The organism is Alkalihalobacillus bogoriensis ATCC BAA-922, assembly GCF_000621445.1.
In the GTDB taxonomy this organism is placed as follows: domain Bacteria; phylum Bacillota; class Bacilli; order Bacillales; family Bacillaceae_F; genus Bacillus_AO; species Bacillus_AO bogoriense.
In genome coordinates this window covers 15,390-31,236 of sequence record NZ_JHYI01000022.1, presented here as the reverse complement: position 1 = coordinate 31,236, position 15,847 = coordinate 15,390, and the positions used below count along the sequence as shown (strand labels likewise).

The 15,847-nt window shown below is 38.6% G+C and carries 18 protein-coding genes; 2 read left to right on the top strand and 16 right to left on the bottom strand.

Features of this window, described 5'->3' with window-relative positions; all coding sequences use genetic code 11:
• Positions 1-88: 88 nt before the first annotated feature.
• Entirely contained in the window at positions 89-232 is a 144-nt protein-coding gene (locus tag T323_RS28820; RefSeq protein ID WP_156942429.1) for a hypothetical protein, read from the bottom strand.
• A gap of 152 nt (positions 233-384) precedes the next feature.
• Here T323_RS28820 and T323_RS0110000 point away from each other — a divergent pair, with 152 nt between their 5' ends.
• Positions 385-1,863, top strand: coding sequence for a methyl-accepting chemotaxis protein (locus tag T323_RS0110000; protein ID WP_026673152.1), 1,479 nt, complete (start codon positions 385-387; stop codon positions 1,861-1,863).
• Positions 1,864-2,019: 156 nt separating this feature from the next.
• Here T323_RS0110000 and T323_RS26490 read toward each other — a convergent pair whose 3' ends face one another.
• From T323_RS26490 to T323_RS0109985, 3 genes are read right to left on the bottom strand one after another with little or no spacing between them, the layout of a single operon-like run.
• Positions 2,020-3,285, bottom strand: a complete 1,266-nt coding sequence (locus tag T323_RS26490) for an MFS transporter (protein WP_051556472.1) — start codon at positions 3,283-3,285, stop codon at positions 2,020-2,022.
• A 19-nt stretch (positions 3,286-3,304) separates the two neighbouring features.
• Complete coding sequence (gene paaI, locus T323_RS0109990) at positions 3,305-3,709, bottom strand: hydroxyphenylacetyl-CoA thioesterase PaaI (RefSeq protein ID WP_035178378.1); 405 nt, start codon at positions 3,707-3,709, stop codon at positions 3,305-3,307.
• A gap of 15 nt (positions 3,710-3,724) precedes the next feature.
• Positions 3,725-4,678: an NAD(P)H-dependent flavin oxidoreductase gene (locus T323_RS0109985; protein WP_026673150.1), complete on the bottom strand. Its 954-nt coding sequence runs from the start codon at positions 4,676-4,678 to the stop codon at positions 3,725-3,727.
• 64 nt (positions 4,679-4,742) lie between these two features.
• Between T323_RS0109985 and T323_RS0109980 the strand changes: the two genes are divergently transcribed.
• Positions 4,743-5,258 (top strand): gamma carbonic anhydrase family protein, encoded by a 516-nt coding sequence (locus tag T323_RS0109980; protein WP_026673149.1) that lies wholly within the window; start codon positions 4,743-4,745, stop codon positions 5,256-5,258.
• 198 nt (positions 5,259-5,456) lie between these two features.
• Here the strand turns inward: T323_RS0109980 and paaX are convergent, their stop codons facing one another.
• From paaX to paaA, 12 genes are all read right to left on the bottom strand, one after another.
• Positions 5,457-6,353 (bottom strand): phenylacetic acid degradation operon negative regulatory protein PaaX, encoded by an 897-nt coding sequence (gene paaX, locus T323_RS0109975; protein WP_180320844.1) that lies wholly within the window; start codon positions 6,351-6,353, stop codon positions 5,457-5,459.
• A gap of 127 nt (positions 6,354-6,480) precedes the next feature.
• Positions 6,481-7,257 (bottom strand): enoyl-CoA hydratase-related protein, encoded by a 777-nt coding sequence (locus T323_RS0109970; protein WP_026673147.1) that lies wholly within the window; start codon positions 7,255-7,257, stop codon positions 6,481-6,483.
• Between the two features lie 78 nt (positions 7,258-7,335).
• Positions 7,336-8,535, bottom strand: a complete 1,200-nt coding sequence (locus tag T323_RS0109965) for a 3-oxoadipyl-CoA thiolase (protein WP_026673146.1) — start codon at positions 8,533-8,535, stop codon at positions 7,336-7,338.
• Positions 8,536-8,559: 24 nt separating this feature from the next.
• On the bottom strand, positions 8,560-9,408 hold the full coding sequence (locus tag T323_RS0109960; RefSeq protein ID WP_026673145.1) for a 3-hydroxyacyl-CoA dehydrogenase: 849 nt from the start codon (positions 9,406-9,408) through the stop codon (positions 8,560-8,562).
• 63 nt (positions 9,409-9,471) lie between these two features.
• Positions 9,472-10,998: an aldehyde dehydrogenase family protein gene (locus tag T323_RS0109955; RefSeq protein ID WP_026673144.1), complete on the bottom strand. Its 1,527-nt coding sequence runs from the start codon at positions 10,996-10,998 to the stop codon at positions 9,472-9,474.
• A 30-nt stretch (positions 10,999-11,028) separates the two neighbouring features.
• Entirely contained in the window at positions 11,029-11,802 is a 774-nt protein-coding gene (locus T323_RS0109950) for an enoyl-CoA hydratase-related protein (protein WP_026673143.1), read from the bottom strand.
• 13 nt (positions 11,803-11,815) lie between these two features.
• Entirely contained in the window at positions 11,816-12,592 is a 777-nt protein-coding gene (locus T323_RS0109945) for an enoyl-CoA hydratase-related protein (RefSeq protein WP_026673142.1), read from the bottom strand.
• Entirely contained in the window at positions 12,585-12,890 is a 306-nt protein-coding gene (locus T323_RS0109940; RefSeq protein ID WP_026673141.1) for an EthD family reductase, read from the bottom strand. Before T323_RS0109940 ends, T323_RS0109945 begins: the two co-directional genes overlap by 8 nt.
• A 20-nt stretch (positions 12,891-12,910) precedes the next feature.
• Positions 12,911-13,405 carry a 1,2-phenylacetyl-CoA epoxidase subunit PaaD gene (gene paaD / locus T323_RS0109935; RefSeq protein ID WP_026673140.1) on the bottom strand — a complete coding sequence of 165 codons (495 nt, stop codon included), beginning with the start codon at positions 13,403-13,405 and terminating at the stop codon, positions 12,911-12,913.
• Between the two features lie 35 nt (positions 13,406-13,440).
• Positions 13,441-14,262, bottom strand: coding sequence for a 1,2-phenylacetyl-CoA epoxidase subunit PaaC (gene paaC / locus T323_RS0109930; protein WP_026673139.1), 822 nt, complete (start codon positions 14,260-14,262; stop codon positions 13,441-13,443).
• Positions 14,259-14,621 (bottom strand): 1,2-phenylacetyl-CoA epoxidase subunit PaaB, encoded by a 363-nt coding sequence (gene paaB / locus T323_RS0109925; RefSeq protein ID WP_026673138.1) that lies wholly within the window; start codon positions 14,619-14,621, stop codon positions 14,259-14,261. The genes paaC and paaB overlap by 4 nt, the downstream gene beginning before the upstream one ends.
• A gap of 52 nt (positions 14,622-14,673) precedes the next feature.
• Positions 14,674-15,630, bottom strand: a complete 957-nt coding sequence (paaA, locus tag T323_RS0109920; RefSeq protein WP_373279334.1) for a 1,2-phenylacetyl-CoA epoxidase subunit PaaA — start codon at positions 15,628-15,630, stop codon at positions 14,674-14,676.
• Positions 15,631-15,847: the final 217 nt, after the last annotated feature.

Here is a 15,847-nt window from a genome sequence, read left to right as displayed (position 1 = left end):
TTATTAGCTATTTACTGCAATAGAAAAATAGTCGGGCTTTTTTACAGGTTGCTCAAACATATACGGGACTTCTTATCTTTCAATTTACTTATTCAGTTTTTTTATCTTGCTCTTTTCTTCTTTCATCAAATCCACTCGGCACATAACCATAACCGGTTGGGCTCACTTCCATTTTTTCTTGTTCTCTTTTCCTTTCTACCACGTCATGTAAGGTTGGACGTTTATTTTTCATTTCTTTCACCTCTTCACTTTGTCAGTTGATTCTTTATTATTCTTTACTTAACATCATTCTATTATTTTTTATTTTCGGAAAAGAAAAGATATGCAAAAAGTAGTAGGCGTTTTATACTATATGTATGGAAAATATAAAGAAGAGGTGAACAAATGGAAAGGAACGATATTAGTCAACTAGATTTACAACGAAAAAACAAGCTTATTATAACCATTGTAGCGATAACGACCGTTTTAGGTTTTTTTGCCCAAATCGCATTACAACTACCTACCATGTTTATGGTCTATTTAGGTTCAGGTGCTTCTTTACTAGCCATTGTTGTATTGATGCATATTAAACAGTGGTATATCCATGTTATCCCTTATATCACCTTAGCCGGAGTTGCTGTCGTGACTTTAGGTTTCATGAATGTACAACCTGATTTCGCTAATATTTTTATGGTTTATTTTATGATTGTGATGATGTCAATTTATATGAAAAAATTAATTTCACTTCTCACTTTCCTCATCGGTATCAGTTTGTATTCCTACTACTTACTTCAAAATTGGGAAACATTTAATATGACAGAACAGGAATTTGGAACGCATTTAATTTATATCATTATCGTTTCAGTTATTTTGTTTAACAAACAAAAGATTCAACAATATATGGTCAATGACATTCAAGAAGCAAACAAACAAAAAGAAGCATTGCTTTTAATAGAACAAGAACGCGAATTGCAATTAAAGGCTGCCGCTGCAAGTATTTCATCTCAAATGATTGAAGTACAAGAACATAGTCAAAAAAACATTGACTCCATGCATGAAATGAGTGGGGCTTTTCAAGAGATTGCATCAGGAGTTCACAGTCAAACGAATGCAATTTCTCAGATTTCAACTACGATAGAATCAACAGATCAATTAGTGAAAAATATGGTCGAATCTGTTGACTTGCTATCTGTTGTATCAGAAAAAGCGGAAACGACCTCTAACCAAGGAAGGGATATGATTGAAAAATTAGATTCTACGTTTTCTACTTATCGAAACTCAACATTAAAAATGTCAGAAGAAATACGATTACTAGCTGACAAAATTGTAGATATAACTGCATTTACAAAATCAATCCAAGAAATTGCTTCGCAAACGAACTTGCTTTCTTTAAATGCAAGTATTGAAGCGGCTCGGGCAGGAGAACAAGGGAAAGGTTTTGCTGTTGTAGCTACAGAAGTTCGTAAATTATCAACAGAAACCGCTGAGTTAGCAGAATTAATCGATACAAAATTATTGGAAATCAATGTACAAACGAATCAAACACGCCAACAAATGACAGAAAACTCAGAGCAAATGGAACAGAGTGCACAAATGACGAAAGAAACAAAAGATGCGTTTACAACGATTCACCAATCAGTCCAAGAATTGCAAGCAAAAATTGACAATTTCCATAAACAAGCTTATAAAATTGGTGATGATTCAACATCAATTCGTACCGCCGTTTCTGAGTTTTCTTCCATTATCGAGCAAACGACAGCTACACTCGAAGAATTATCAGCAACAGTAGAAAATCAATTTACACAATATGGAGAATTGAATCGTAACATTGAATCAACTAATGAAACCGCTCAAAATTTATTAACCCTCTATACGAAAAAGTAGTTCTGGACAGCGTAACAGAGAATAACGCGGGGCGTCTTTTCTCTCAAGCGACGTGCAGTGCCTTCGCTCTTCTAGAATAATCTTTCAAAGCTTCAATACTATACGAAAATTTTTATACTTTCTCTTTTAAAAAAACCACTCATCCGAGTGGTTTTTTTAGCCTGCTATCGTTTCCTTATAACATTGATTCTTCTTTTCCTTTTTGTAAACAACAAGACAGCCAACACAACCTATATAACAAATAGTAGCGGACAGAGAAAAAGCCACTGTATAGTTTTCAAAATAATCAATGACAACTCCTGTTATCATTGGCGACACCCATTGACCGACACCAAAAAACAAAGTAATAAACCCAATTGCTACCGATAGCTTTTGCGGTGAGATCATATCTCCCACTGCTGCAACCATGACAGTCGGGACCGCCCATAAAGTTAAAGCATAAACCATCGTAATGAATAATAAAACAACCGGATTCGTAAACGTAATAATCGTTATAAGCAATGTCGCTTGCATGAAAAAAATAATAAATAACGTCCGTACTCTTCCTATTCGATCTGAAATATTCCCCCAAATGAGCCCGCTAATAATACTAAAGAAACCAGCCACTGAAAAATAGAAACCCGCTTCTTGTTTGGCTAATCCCACATCACTTAATAAGTAATCGACAAAAAAGGTTGAAAAAATTAAATAGGAAAATCCCCATGTGAAATAAATAAAACCTAACGTTAAAACGGTTGGATTGCGATAAACAACATGACTTCCTGCGTTTTCGTCCTGTAAACTCGAATTGTTAACTTGTTGAACAGTTGATGCACCAACAGGAGATAAGCCCACCTGTTCAGGAGCGTCAACTAAAAAAAGGATATTTAAAACAATGACCGTCATAATGATAGCTGCCATCATCCCCCAGCCTAATCTCCAACCGTCTTCAGGGTTTATCACCATTAATAAAGGGATAATAGCCCCACTGAATACCATTCCAAGTCCCGAACCAGAGTTTGTTATTCCTAGTGCGGTCCCTCGATATTTTTGAGAAAACCAACGACTAACCATTCCTAATGAAGGAACATTCGCTCCACCCGACCCTAAACCGATAATGAGACAAGCCAAATATGCAATCCAGAAGCTTTGAGCAAGACTACTGATTGTCATGCCGACACCTAGTACAAATAAAAAGAAAATAATAACTTGTTTAACCGAGAATTTATGAAGTAAATAGCCGACTCCTAAAGCACTGACTAAATAACCAAAAAATACTGCTGATGCAATCATTCCCGCTTCGCTATATGATAACGATAACCCTTCACGCATAAAAGGAATAACCGCCCCTAACGAAAATCTCCCTAACCCTAGACAAGCAAACATATTTATAATCGTGAGGATAAGGATAAACCAACCTTTATGGATCTTATTGCCTTTCACGTATCCTCATCTCCCTTTTTTATCGTATAAAATAATCTTTTTTACGATAAACCATACCTTCTGCTAAAGCAATTAATGAGCCTTGTTCGTTCTTCACTTCAATTCGGTATAAGCCAAGCCGTTGATTTTTCTTATCTTCCTTTGCCACAGCGATAAGATGTTCCCCAGCTGCTCCTGCTTCCATATAGTGCATTGTCATCGTTATGCCAACAGCGGTTTGGCCGTATGAGTTGCTCGCAATCGCAAACGCAACGTCTGCAAGAGAAAAGATAGCTCCTCCATTTGCTGTACCATGAAAATTCAACATATAGTTTTTAATATCCATTGCTACTTCTGCAAACCCTTCACCGAAGTTTAAAATAGATATCCCTAACCACTTTGCATATTCATCTTTTTCAAAATGTTCTAATAATTCCTCGCGCATGAACACCCCTCATTTCTATAATAATTGTGATTGTTGCAAGTGGCTTAATTTTTCTTTTGCTTCATTCACCATCGTTTCTAGAAGATCTTTTACAGAGGGAACATCATCAATTAACCCCGAAATTTGTCCTGCATTTAAATGGCCTTCTGCAATTTTCCCTTCAATTGCTCCCGCTCGATGTTTCACTTCATTTGTCGCTTCATTAAACTCATCCATCGAAACGCCTTGTTGTTCCATCTGTTGAAGTGTTTCGGTATAACTTGTATGAAGAAGTCGCCTTACTTTTCCGATTGACCTTCCAACAACGGTTGTCCCTGTATCATTGGATTTCAGGAGAAGCTCTTTGTATGTCGGGTGAACAACCGCTTCTTTTGTCGCGATAAAGCGAGTTCCCATTTGCACTCCACTTGCCCCTAATGCAAGAATCGCTAACAATCCGGCTCCATTTCCAATCCCACCTGCTGCGACAACTGGGATGGAGACTGCTTTAACAACTTGTGGGATTAACGTTAACGTCGTCGTTTCAAACGAGGAATTAATTCCAGCCGCTTCGAATCCTTCTGCGACAATAATGTCTGCTCCTAATTTTTCAGCTTTCTGAGCTTGTTTTACCGATGCCACAACGCAAATAACGGTAACCCCTTTTTCTTTTAAGACTTCTATAAAAGGAGCTGGGTTTCCCGCTGATAGCGACACAACACGAATGTGATGTGTAAAAACGAGAGAAACAACCTTATGTAAATCCGGTTGAACCGCGATAGGAATATTTAAACAAAATGGCTTTGTTGTCAGTTGCTTTACTTTTATGATTTCTCGTTCAACTTCTTCTGCAGCCATTGTTCCTGCTCCAAGCGTACCTAATCCACCCGCTTCTGAAATAGCAGCCGTTAATTCAGCATGACTGATGTTCCCCATCCCTCCTTGAATAATCGGATATCGAGTTTTTAACTTTTTACAAAGTATATTCATTTTTTACCCCCTCGTATAAATTATGTTATACTTATTTTATACTATATATTAGAGGAGGTCTAGTATGCTTTATCCATTTCAAGGAAAAACCCCTACTGTTCACGAAACCGCATTCATAGCTCCAGGTGTACATATTATTGGTGACGTTACCATTGGGGAACAATCTAGCATTTGGTTCAATACGGTTATCCGTGGGGATGAAGCTCCCATTCAGATCGGCAATCGTTGCAATGTCCAAGACAATTCGACATTACATTTATACGAAGAGTATCCACTCATCTTAGAAGATGAAGTCTCTATTGGTCACAATGTCATTCTCCATGGTTGTACGATTCGAAAAGGAGCTTTAATCGGGATGGGAGCAACGATATTAGATGGTGTAGAGATTGGTGAATCAGCATTTATTGGGGCTAACACGTTAATACCTCCAGGAAAAAAAATACCTCCTCGTACAATGGTGATGGGGTCACCTGGAAAAGTCATCCGCGAACTTAATGATGACGACTTTGATATAATCAAGCTGACAATTGAAACATATCGTTTGAAAGGTCAAGAATTCAAAAACATTACTCCACTTTAATGCTCTTATTAGCAAAAAAGTACACGTGCACTTCTAGACGTATATATAAAAACGACTTTGAGAAACCACACTCAAAGTCGTTTTTATATTCTGGCGGCAATGCCCGAGTGAAATGCGTGCCCATTAGCAACTCTCTAAACAAAAAGCCTGTCAACTATCTCGCTTTTTGCGTGACTTTGTCAACAGGCCGAGCCTTTTTCACTCTTTTTTTTCTACCATTAGAGGGTGGCTTAACACATTATAGTCTTTACTAATCTTTTTAATATCTTTTCCTTCTTTAAATTTTTCTTCAAAAAAAGCATTTGCTTTTTCCGCCAACACACGATAATAATCAGAAAATAATGTCGCCGCTGAATCTCCTAACCATTTTTCTGGTAATAATTCTTCAGGTAGTCCAGGATCAACAAAAAGGAATTTACGATATTCATGAACAAGGATCGTTCGCTCTACAAAGCACTGTCCGTCTGTCATTTCACCTTTGTCGATTTTATTTTTGGCAATGATGTATTTTTGACTATATTCACGCATAAAAAGATCATATTTTTCATTGATTTCTTCTAAATCCCAACATTTTTGCACTAATGCTTGTTTATCGCCAGGACCATCATACTCTGAAATGAAGAAATTGACATACTCTTGTATTTCATATTTTTCAATCATATCATGAACTTGCTTTTCAAGTGGATTTGGCGATAACCAGCAGCTGTTATACATCGAACCGAATCCGCTCCAGATGAGTTCTTGTCTTAATTCATCTCGTAAATTTCTTTTTTCCTCTGGAATCGTATACATTAAAATCCGCCATTTGCCATCCCAGGAATGCGGTTTAAATTTAAAAATCCGTTCTGCTGCTTCTTCAATCCGATTTTTCCCACGTTCTGTGAGGGAGTAAAAGCTTTTATTTCCTTGTTTTTGTGATTGGATCCACCCTTGTTTATTCATTCGTGAAATCGCCGCACGGACCGATTGTTCGTTATGCCCAAACTCTTGCAATAAACTAATTAAACTTCCAATCCATATTTCATTCCCGTAGTGTCGAACGTAATCTCCATATAACGTAAAAATCATGGACCTTGTATTCAATAAATTTTCCATTTTTGCACTCCCTACACAACTAACCGAACGATACATTATATCATGTTCATTTCATTGTTCGTATAAATTTTGTATTATAAATAATTATAACAATTATCATGTAGATTGCAACTGTTAGAGATTGTCTTCACTCTCCTTTAAAGTTCGGTTTACGTTTCTCAGAAAAAGCTTCAAGTGCCTCAGTCCGATCAGCTGTTGGAATGATAACTTCATATGCTTTTGCCTCAATCGCAAGTCCTGTTTGCAAGTCAACATTCATTCCTTGTAAAATCGCATATTTGGCTTGTTGAAGTGCAAGTGGTCCGTTTTGTAGCATTTCTTCTGCTAATTGAATACAACTTGGGAGCAATTGTTCTTTTTCAACAACTGAATGAAGGATTCCAAGATGATACGCTTCTTCTGCGTTTATTTTTTTTGCAGTTAAAATTAACTCCATCGCTTTTGCTTGCCCAATTAAACGCGGAAGTCGTTGTGTTCCTCCTGCTCCAGGTATAATCGCCCAGCTCACTTCTGTTAATCCCATTTTTGCATGTGAAACAGCAATTCGAAAATCACAAGCAAGGGCAAGTTCAAATCCGCCGCCAAATGCATAACCGTTTATCGCTGCTATCGTCGGTTGAGGTAACTCGGCAATTGATTGAAATACATCACGAATCGCCTTCACATTTCGCTTGACTTCTCTCTCATTTAAATGTCTGCGCTCTTTTAAATCCGCCCCAGCACTAAATGCTTTATCTCCAGCTCCTGTTATGACAACGACACGAACTTCTCCATTTATATGAAGCTCATCAACGACATGTTGTAGCTTGGTTAATGTTTCATAATTAAAACAATTCAATTCATTTGGGCGATTAATTTGAATATAACCAATATGATTCTCGACTTGTAACGTAACCATTTCCATCGTATACAACCTCCTATGTTTTCCATCATAACAAGAGTGTCTCAATAACATGACATGAATTGAGACACTCTTCTGTAACTAGATTTGTTTTACGACCGTCGCAATTCCTTGACCAACACCAATACACATCGTTGCTAAACCATACTTTACATCTCGCTTTTTCATTTCATATACGAGGGTTGTTAAAATTCTAGCTCCACTCGCTCCTAATGGATGCCCAAATGCAATTGCACCACCATTGACATTCACGATGTCCTCTTGTAGTTCTAATTGCCTCATACATTCAAGTGCTTGTGAAGCAAACGCTTCATTCAATTCAACTAGCCCTACATCTTCCACTTGTAAATTTGCTCGTTGTAATGCCTTTTTCGCTGCATATACAGGACCAATTCCCATGATGCGCGGCTCAAGTCCTGCAACAGCTGAAGTGACGTATTCGGCTAATGGCTCAAGCCCTAATTCATTCGCCTTTTCTTTACTCATTAAAAGCAAAGCAGCAGCACCATCATTGACTCCTGAAGCATTACCAGCTGTCACCGTCCCACCTGGAAAAATCGGTTTTAATTTGCTTAGTTTTTCCAATGTTGTATCTGGACGTGGGTGTTCATCCTCAGTTATAGTGATGTCATTCCCTTTTCTATCTTTATATGATACAGGAACAATTTCCTCTTTGAAGCGGTCTGTTTCGATTGCCTTTTGTGCCCTTTGTTGACTTTGAAGAGCAAAACGGTCTTGTTCTTCTCGCGATATATGAAACTCAGTTGCCACATTTTCTGCTGTCTGCGGCATAGAATCTGTCCCATATCGCTCTTCTAATAGTGGATTAATAAAGCGCCACCCAATTGTTGTATCAAACATATTGAGATCACCACGTGGAAAATCCGATTGAGGTTTTGCCATCACAAAAGGTGCTCTTGTCATGCTTTCTGTCCCACCTGCAATAAACACATCTCCCTCACCGACTGCAATTGCCCGAGCAACATAATTCACGGCATCTAATCCTGACCCACATAATCGATTTATCGTTGTACCTCCGACTGAAACAGGTAATCCAGCAAGTAAAGCTGACATTCTGGCGACATTACGGTTGTCTTCTCCCGCTCCGTTCGCATTTCCAAACACAACGTCTTCAATCGTTTCTGGGTCAACATTTGGATTTCTCTTAAGCAACTCCCGAATAACTACACTCCCTAAATCATCAGGTCGAACTGACTTTAACGCACCTTTATATCGACCAATAGGAGTACGAACAGCATCAATAATGACGACTTCTCTCATTTCAATTACGCTCCTTTTTGCGGGCTACCGATAATCATAGACGCCTCTTCCCGTTTTTCTTCCAAGTCTCCCTGCTTTCACGTACTTTTCTAACAAAGGACACGGTCTAAATTTCTCTCCTAATGTTTCATGTAAGTATTTTAAATTGTTCAACCTTGCATCTAACCCAACTAAATCCCCTAATTCAAACGGGCCCATCGGATAGTTCAAGCCTAATTTAATCGCCTTGTCAATTTCTTCAGGTGTACCGACACCTTCCTGAAGCATATAAAAAGCTTCATTTCCGACCATGGCACTAATTCGACTTGTAACAAAACCTGGAAATTCGTTCACCACAACCGTTTCTTTCCCCATTTTTTCCGCAACAGCTAAAATAACCTCAACGGTTTCATCACTCGTTTCAAGTCCACGAACAACTTCAATTAAGGGCATTTTATGAACAGGATTAAAAAAATGCATCGCAATGACTTGTTCAGGTCTGTTTGTATAGGACCCGATTTCAGTAGGACTCATCGTTGAAGTATTTGTCGCAAAAAAACAACTCGGTTTCGCATATTTATCTATCGTTTCAAAGACACTTTGCTTGATTTCCTTTTTTTCGGGAACGGCTTCAATCACGAGATCAGCTGTTTTTACAGCTGTTTCCATTGAGGTTGAATAATGAAGGGATGAGCAAGCAACATCTGCAGCTGCTTTTGAAAGCTTTCCCCGTTCGATTCCTTTGTTAAATATCTTTTTGATTTCCCCTTTTGCACTTTCAAGCGCCTTTTCGTTCACATCAACTAAGTGAACAGTAAAACCACCAACAGCAGCGACATATGCAATGCCACGCCCCATTACACCTGAACCGATGACTGCAATTTCCTTCACCATATTATGTTCTCCTTTCATAATAGAAGGCGAGCGTAACTCCATGGAGTTAGCTCGCTTACATTCTTATACACCAAATGGATTAATCGGCCGATTTCCATAATAAGAAAGGACACTTTTTTGTTCTGTATATAAATCTAGTGTTTCAACACAAAGCTCACGTCCAAATCCAGATTGTTTATATCCACCAAAAGGTGTTCCTGGGAATGCTGAAAACGGGCAGTTCACCATTACAATACCAGCTTGAATTTGATGAGCTACACGAGTTGCTCTTCCTTGGTCTTTCGTCCAAATCGCTGAACCTAATCCATATTCGCTATCATTGGCTTCTTTAACGACAGCTTTTTCATCTGTAAATGTTTGAACAACAACAACAGGTCCAAAAATCTCTTCACGAACCGCCTTCATATTTGGAGTTACATTTGTAATGATCGTTGGAGCATACCAAAAACCATCTTCAAATCCTTCAATCGTTAGCTCATGTCCACCTTCAACAACAGTAGCTCCTTCTTCAATGGCAGATTTCACATAACCATCAATCACTTCAAGTTGACTTCGGCTAATAATAGAACCTAAATGGGTTCCTTGGTCTAACGGATTGCCTAATGTTAATTGACGCGTTTTTTCGATGAACTTTTCCATGAACTCATCATAAATTTCTTCATGTACATATAAGCGTGAGCGCGCCTCACAACTTTGACCCGTATTATAGAAAATCCCAAATAATGAACCTGCAACAGCCGCATCAATATCTGCATCATCAAACACAATATTTGGAGATTTCCCACCTAATTCTAACGTTAATCGCTTTAATGTTTGTGACGCTTTGGCCATAATATCTTTTCCAGTAGGGGTTGAACCTGTGAACGCAACTTTATCTACTTTTGGGTGTTCCACTAAATAATCACCAATTAACGCCCCGGGACCTGGGACAATATTAACAACACCTTCTGGAACACCAGCTTCATGGCAAATCTCTGTTAAAATAATCGCTGTAATCGGCGTTAAGCTCGCAGGTTTAACAACAACCGAACATCCTGCTGCGATAGCCGGTGCAATTTTCCATGCAGCCATCATCATCGGATAATTCCAAGGAATAATTTGAGCACATACCCCTACAGGCTCATTTTGTGTATAGTTAAAAAATCCTCCTGGAACATTGTTTACTGTGCCACGATGGCCAACAATCGCCCCAGCGTAAAATTCAAAGTCTTCAATCGATTGCATCACTTGCCCTTGTGCAGCAGATAAAGACTTCCCACTATTTAGTACTTCTACTTCCACAAGTTCATTAAAACGAGACCGCATAATCGCTGCGATTTTATTTAATACTCGTGCCCGTTTATTAACAGGATATTTTCTCCACTTCCCAAAATCAAAAGCATTTCTAGCTGCTTCAACGGCTTTTTCTGCATCGGCTGTTGTCGCTTTGACCACTTGCGCTAACGGAGCACCTGTTGCCGGATTGTACGTCGTGAACGTTTCATTCGACTCACTTGTTACCCGTTCTCCATTAATAATCATGTGGTATAAATCACGTTTCATTTCTAACGGTTCCATTTGTGGTTTTTTTTCGTTTGATACTTTTGCCATCTTATTTCCTCTCCTTTGTATGGATAATTGTTATTCCCCTTTAAAGTGAGCCTTACGTTTTTCAATAAAAGCGGTTAGCCCTTCTTTATGATCGCTTGTCAAACCAGCTGTCCTTTGCCCCAACGCTTCTTTTTCTAGCATTTCTTGTAAACTAGTTTGATAGCTTTCGTTCAAATATCGTTTCATAAGCCCTAATGCTTTTGTTGGTAGTCCAGCTATTTTAGTAGCAAATGTCTCGACATCCTCTTGCCAAGATGAGGCTGAAATCACTTTTGTGACCAAGCTAATTTGAAGCGCTTCCATTGCACTTACTTTATCACCGAGCATTGCTAATTCTAGTGCTTTCGCATGACCAACAAGTCTCGGTAAAAAATAGAGGCTGCCGGAATCAGGAATTAAACCAACATGGATAAACGCTTCAATAAAACTCGCTTTTTCATGTGCGAGGCGGAAGTCGCAAGCAAGCGCAAGACTCATGCCTGCCCCTGCGGCTACACCGTTAACAGCAGCTATGATTGGTTTTTCAAGAGTAACGATTTTTTCTATCATCGGGTTATATCTCGTTCGTAAAATCTCAGCATGATCCGTATCGTCCCCTACACTAGCTAAATCTTCTCCTGAACAAAATGCGCGTCCTTCACCAGTGATGACAATCGCACGAATCTCATTATCTTTTTCTGCTAAAGAAAGAGCCTTTATCATTTCCTTATTCATCAATGGCGTAAATGCATTTAATTTATCAGGGCGATGTAACGTAACCCAGGCGATATATTGCTTTTTCTCAAAAATAATCGTCTCAAACATAAACTTCCCCCGCTTATTCTCCTTTAAAATTCGGCTTCCGCTTTTCTATAAATGCTCTCATCCCTTCCTTTTGGTCTGCAGAACTAAAAAGGAGATAAAAGTTTTTCCTCTCAAGCTGTAATCCATCTGCTAACGGTGAATCGACAGCTTTATGTACTGCTTCCTTTATAAGACGTAATGAAAGGGGCGGCTGACTTGCTAAGCGGTGTGCCACTTTCATCGTTTCTGCAACAACAATTTCTTGTGCAAAAAGCCGAGTGACAATTCCATTTTCATACGCTGTTTTCGCTGGCATCATGTCACCTAACCATAGCCATTGCAGCGCTTTTGTTTTCCCGAGAATTTTTGTTAACCGTTGCGTTCCACCAGCACCAGGCATTACACCTAAATTTACTTCTGGGAATCCAAACTGGGCCGTTTCTGCGGCAAAAATCAAATCACAATTTAAAACAAGCTCAAATCCACCACCTAAGGCAAACCCTTGTACAGCAGCTATAATCGGTTTTTTCACAAGGGCGATTTTATCCCAAACCGCAAACGGATCTACACGTTCTAATGTCATCGGTGTTTCATTGGCCATTTCGTCAATGTCTGCCCCTGCTGCAAACGCTCTTTCATTTCCTGTTAGTACGATTACCTTAATCTTGTTATTGTTGTCAAAGAAAGTAAGAGCATCAACAATTTCATCGACCATTTTGCGATTAAGGGCGTTTAAGACATCTGGGCGATGAAGTTGAATCACCGCCACTGCATTTTCCACTGATGTCTTGATACACTCGTAGTTACTCATTAACGTCCTCTCCGATAAGCAAAGTCACAAGATGACCGGCAAATCCCATTAAATCTTTACCAGATGCTTTTGCCTCATCTGTTTTCATTGCAGCTTTAAATGCTTCATGACTGTCATAGTACATTTCGCATTGCAAGTAATAATCAGTTTTTCCCATTGGTGACCCAACAATCTTTGACACTTTCATTTCACGTAGTCCTGGAATTTTAGCAGTGAGAGGAGCATGAACCTCAAAATAATGCTTGTCAAAAGCCTCTTTGTCTTCTGGTGTTTTATACAACGCAATTAGTTTTACCATGTTTATCAATCTCCTTTTTATTAAGATGAAGCAATGGGTTTCATCGCTTCAAATGGATTTTTACAAGCTTTACAATATAAAATACTACGGCAAGCAGCAGGACCAAATATATTATCGATTGTCGTATATGGCGAGTCACAATAAGGACAATCGACCGTCCATGGATCTCCTTCTTTATAATGACGGGGAGGTGGCGCAATACCATAAGATTTTAATTTTTCATAGGCATCTTCAGAAATTCGGTCTGTTGTCCATGTTTCATCAAAGACAAACGTGACTGTAACATTCGTAACCCACTCAACTTTTTCCATCACTGTTGCTTTTATATCTCTGCTAATAATGTCAAGTGCAGGGCATCCAACAAATGTCGGAAGCATTTTCACATGAACAGTTGTATGATCGGCCTCAACATGATAAACCATGCCAAGATCAACTACACTTACAGACGGAATTTCAGGGTCTTTTACGAAGGTGAGTGCTTCTTCAATTTGAGTAATACATGTAAGCTTTGTCATAGTTGTTCTCACCTCCCTTGCACTCGATTTATCGTTTACCAAACAGCTAATCGGTCAACATTATACACTTCTGCTAATGTTTCAATAGCTGTAGTTAACTCTTCTGTATGCTCCCCACAACGACCGTTTCCTTTATTCATTGTTGGTTTGTTGGCTGGTATCGGAATATTCAATTCATTGAAAACGCCTTCTATTTTTTCAAGCCAACGAGAGGTTAATTGTTCTTCAGATTCGATGAACCCAAATTCGACCATTTTCTTTCCTTCTGCCCCAAATGAAAGCACTCCACCAAACTCTTCCCATACACGCTCTAACTGAATATGCATACGCTTTTTTGCTTCGTCTGTACTTGAAAATAATTGCTTAAACCATACATCCCAATGCATGAGATGATAAAAATGTTCACTACTAATACTTTTAGCCACATTCGCTAATGGTTGATAGGATGATTGTTTAAGAGATTGAATACGAATACTTTTATACACTTCATATAAATAGTTTCGAACAACTGTGAAAGCCCAATCAAATCTTGGCTCATCCAAGTATGTGCCCGGACCATTGACTTCTTCTAATATAATCGCATTTTTTCGTTCATTTGCTGTTCTTGCATGGGCTAATGTATCCGCATTTCCCTCTCCTAGTTCTTCTAGCAATTGAAAGAACATTGCCGCATGCCCCATTGTGTTTTGATTAATGGATGAATACGCGACGTCTTCTTCAATATGCGGACAAAGACCAAGCCATTCTGTTCCGCGAAATGCCGTGATAAAATCGTCATCGGCTAGCTGATACAATAATTCAACGAGTGCTTTTTTACACTCATCGTTTTGCACTTGTTCTGCTGACTGATAATTCATGGCTTTGCCCCCTTTGACCAAGACATAATCTCTTTTTCATCCAACATATCTTGCTCTTTTTCACGCCACTTTTTACGTAAATAACCGTAACCTTTTGTTTCTCGGTATTCTTTATTTTTTAAACGAGTCACACTTTGACGTTCCTCTGATGAAAGTCTGCGAATATCCGAAGACTTCACAACCCACACATCACAAACCGGCTCTCTTCTCATAAAGTTTTCTTGTGCCATGACAAGAGCAATCTCTTGGTTCGGTGCAAGTAATGTATATTGCTCTTGCATATGGGCCGATGGTGTTTTTCGACTAAACACAACGTATTCATCATAAAATTGGTTAATATAAGTTCTCTTTTCGTCCATTGTGTTCTCCCCCCTATTTTTCTCTTCTTTACATATACTAGGAACATTAACTTTATTGTGGAACCGCTGTAGCTCCTAATGCTTCACGTACCCACTCGTTATTGTCATAGGAGAGTTTGCGTAATCGCAAACGCTCTTTTGACATTGGTCCATTGTTTGAAATAATTTGTTTGAATTCTGACCAATCCGGTTGTTGATATGTCCATTCACCTGTTGCTTCATTATAAGATATCGTCTCATCAGGAATCGTTAATCCAAGCGAAAGAACGCGTGGGATATATTTTGTAAAAAAATATTGTCGTAGTTCTTCATTCGTGTTTTTACGAATTTTATATTTTATCGTTGTATCTTGTTTCGAAGTCCCTGTTGTTTTTGCAGAAGGTGGTCCAAAAAACATTAATAAGGCAGGCCACCAACGCGTAAGAGCTTCTTGAACCATTTCCTTTTGCTGTTCTGTTCCTTCTGAAAGCGCCATAATAATTGCTTCTCCATGCTGAGCATGAAAGACTTCTTCTGCGGCAATCCGCTTTAATGCTCGAGCATATGGTGCATAAGAAGCATCAAGCATATTTGTTTGTGTAATAATTGCTGCTCCATCGACTAACCAGCCGACCAACCCGGCATCAGCCCATGTTTTAGTTTTCATATGAAACACATTATGAAACTTTAAATCACCACTGAATAAATCTCTCATAATATCTTCACGATTTTTCCCGATTGGCTTCATTAAATCTTCTGCCACTCGTAATAATAGTTGACCATGACCCATTTCATCTTGTACTTTTGCCATGATGCCTAGTTTTCGTTTTAATGATGGGGCTTTCGGTGTCCACTCTTTCTCTGGAAGCGCTCCCATTATTTCGCTAATCGCATGCATCGAAATCAATTTAATTAATGTATTTCGATAATCATCAGGCATCCAATCATCAGCTTCGATTTTGCCGCCTGACTCAATGTGCGAAAGAAAGTCTTCATATTTCTTTTGTTGAATCGGGTCGTCGTATTTCATATCAACCGACATATCTTTTCCTCCCTTTACACTATATAACGTTTATTTAACGTAATTATATTTTAATGTTATATAAAAATCAAGAGATTTTCTAAAATCCGGCAAATTGGTTGCTGTTTTCCCTTTTCTACCTCCTTTTTATTCCTTTTTTTAAACAAACGTTTTTCTTTTGTCCCATAAGAAAACATGCCGTTAATTGCTAACAGCATGTTTTTTC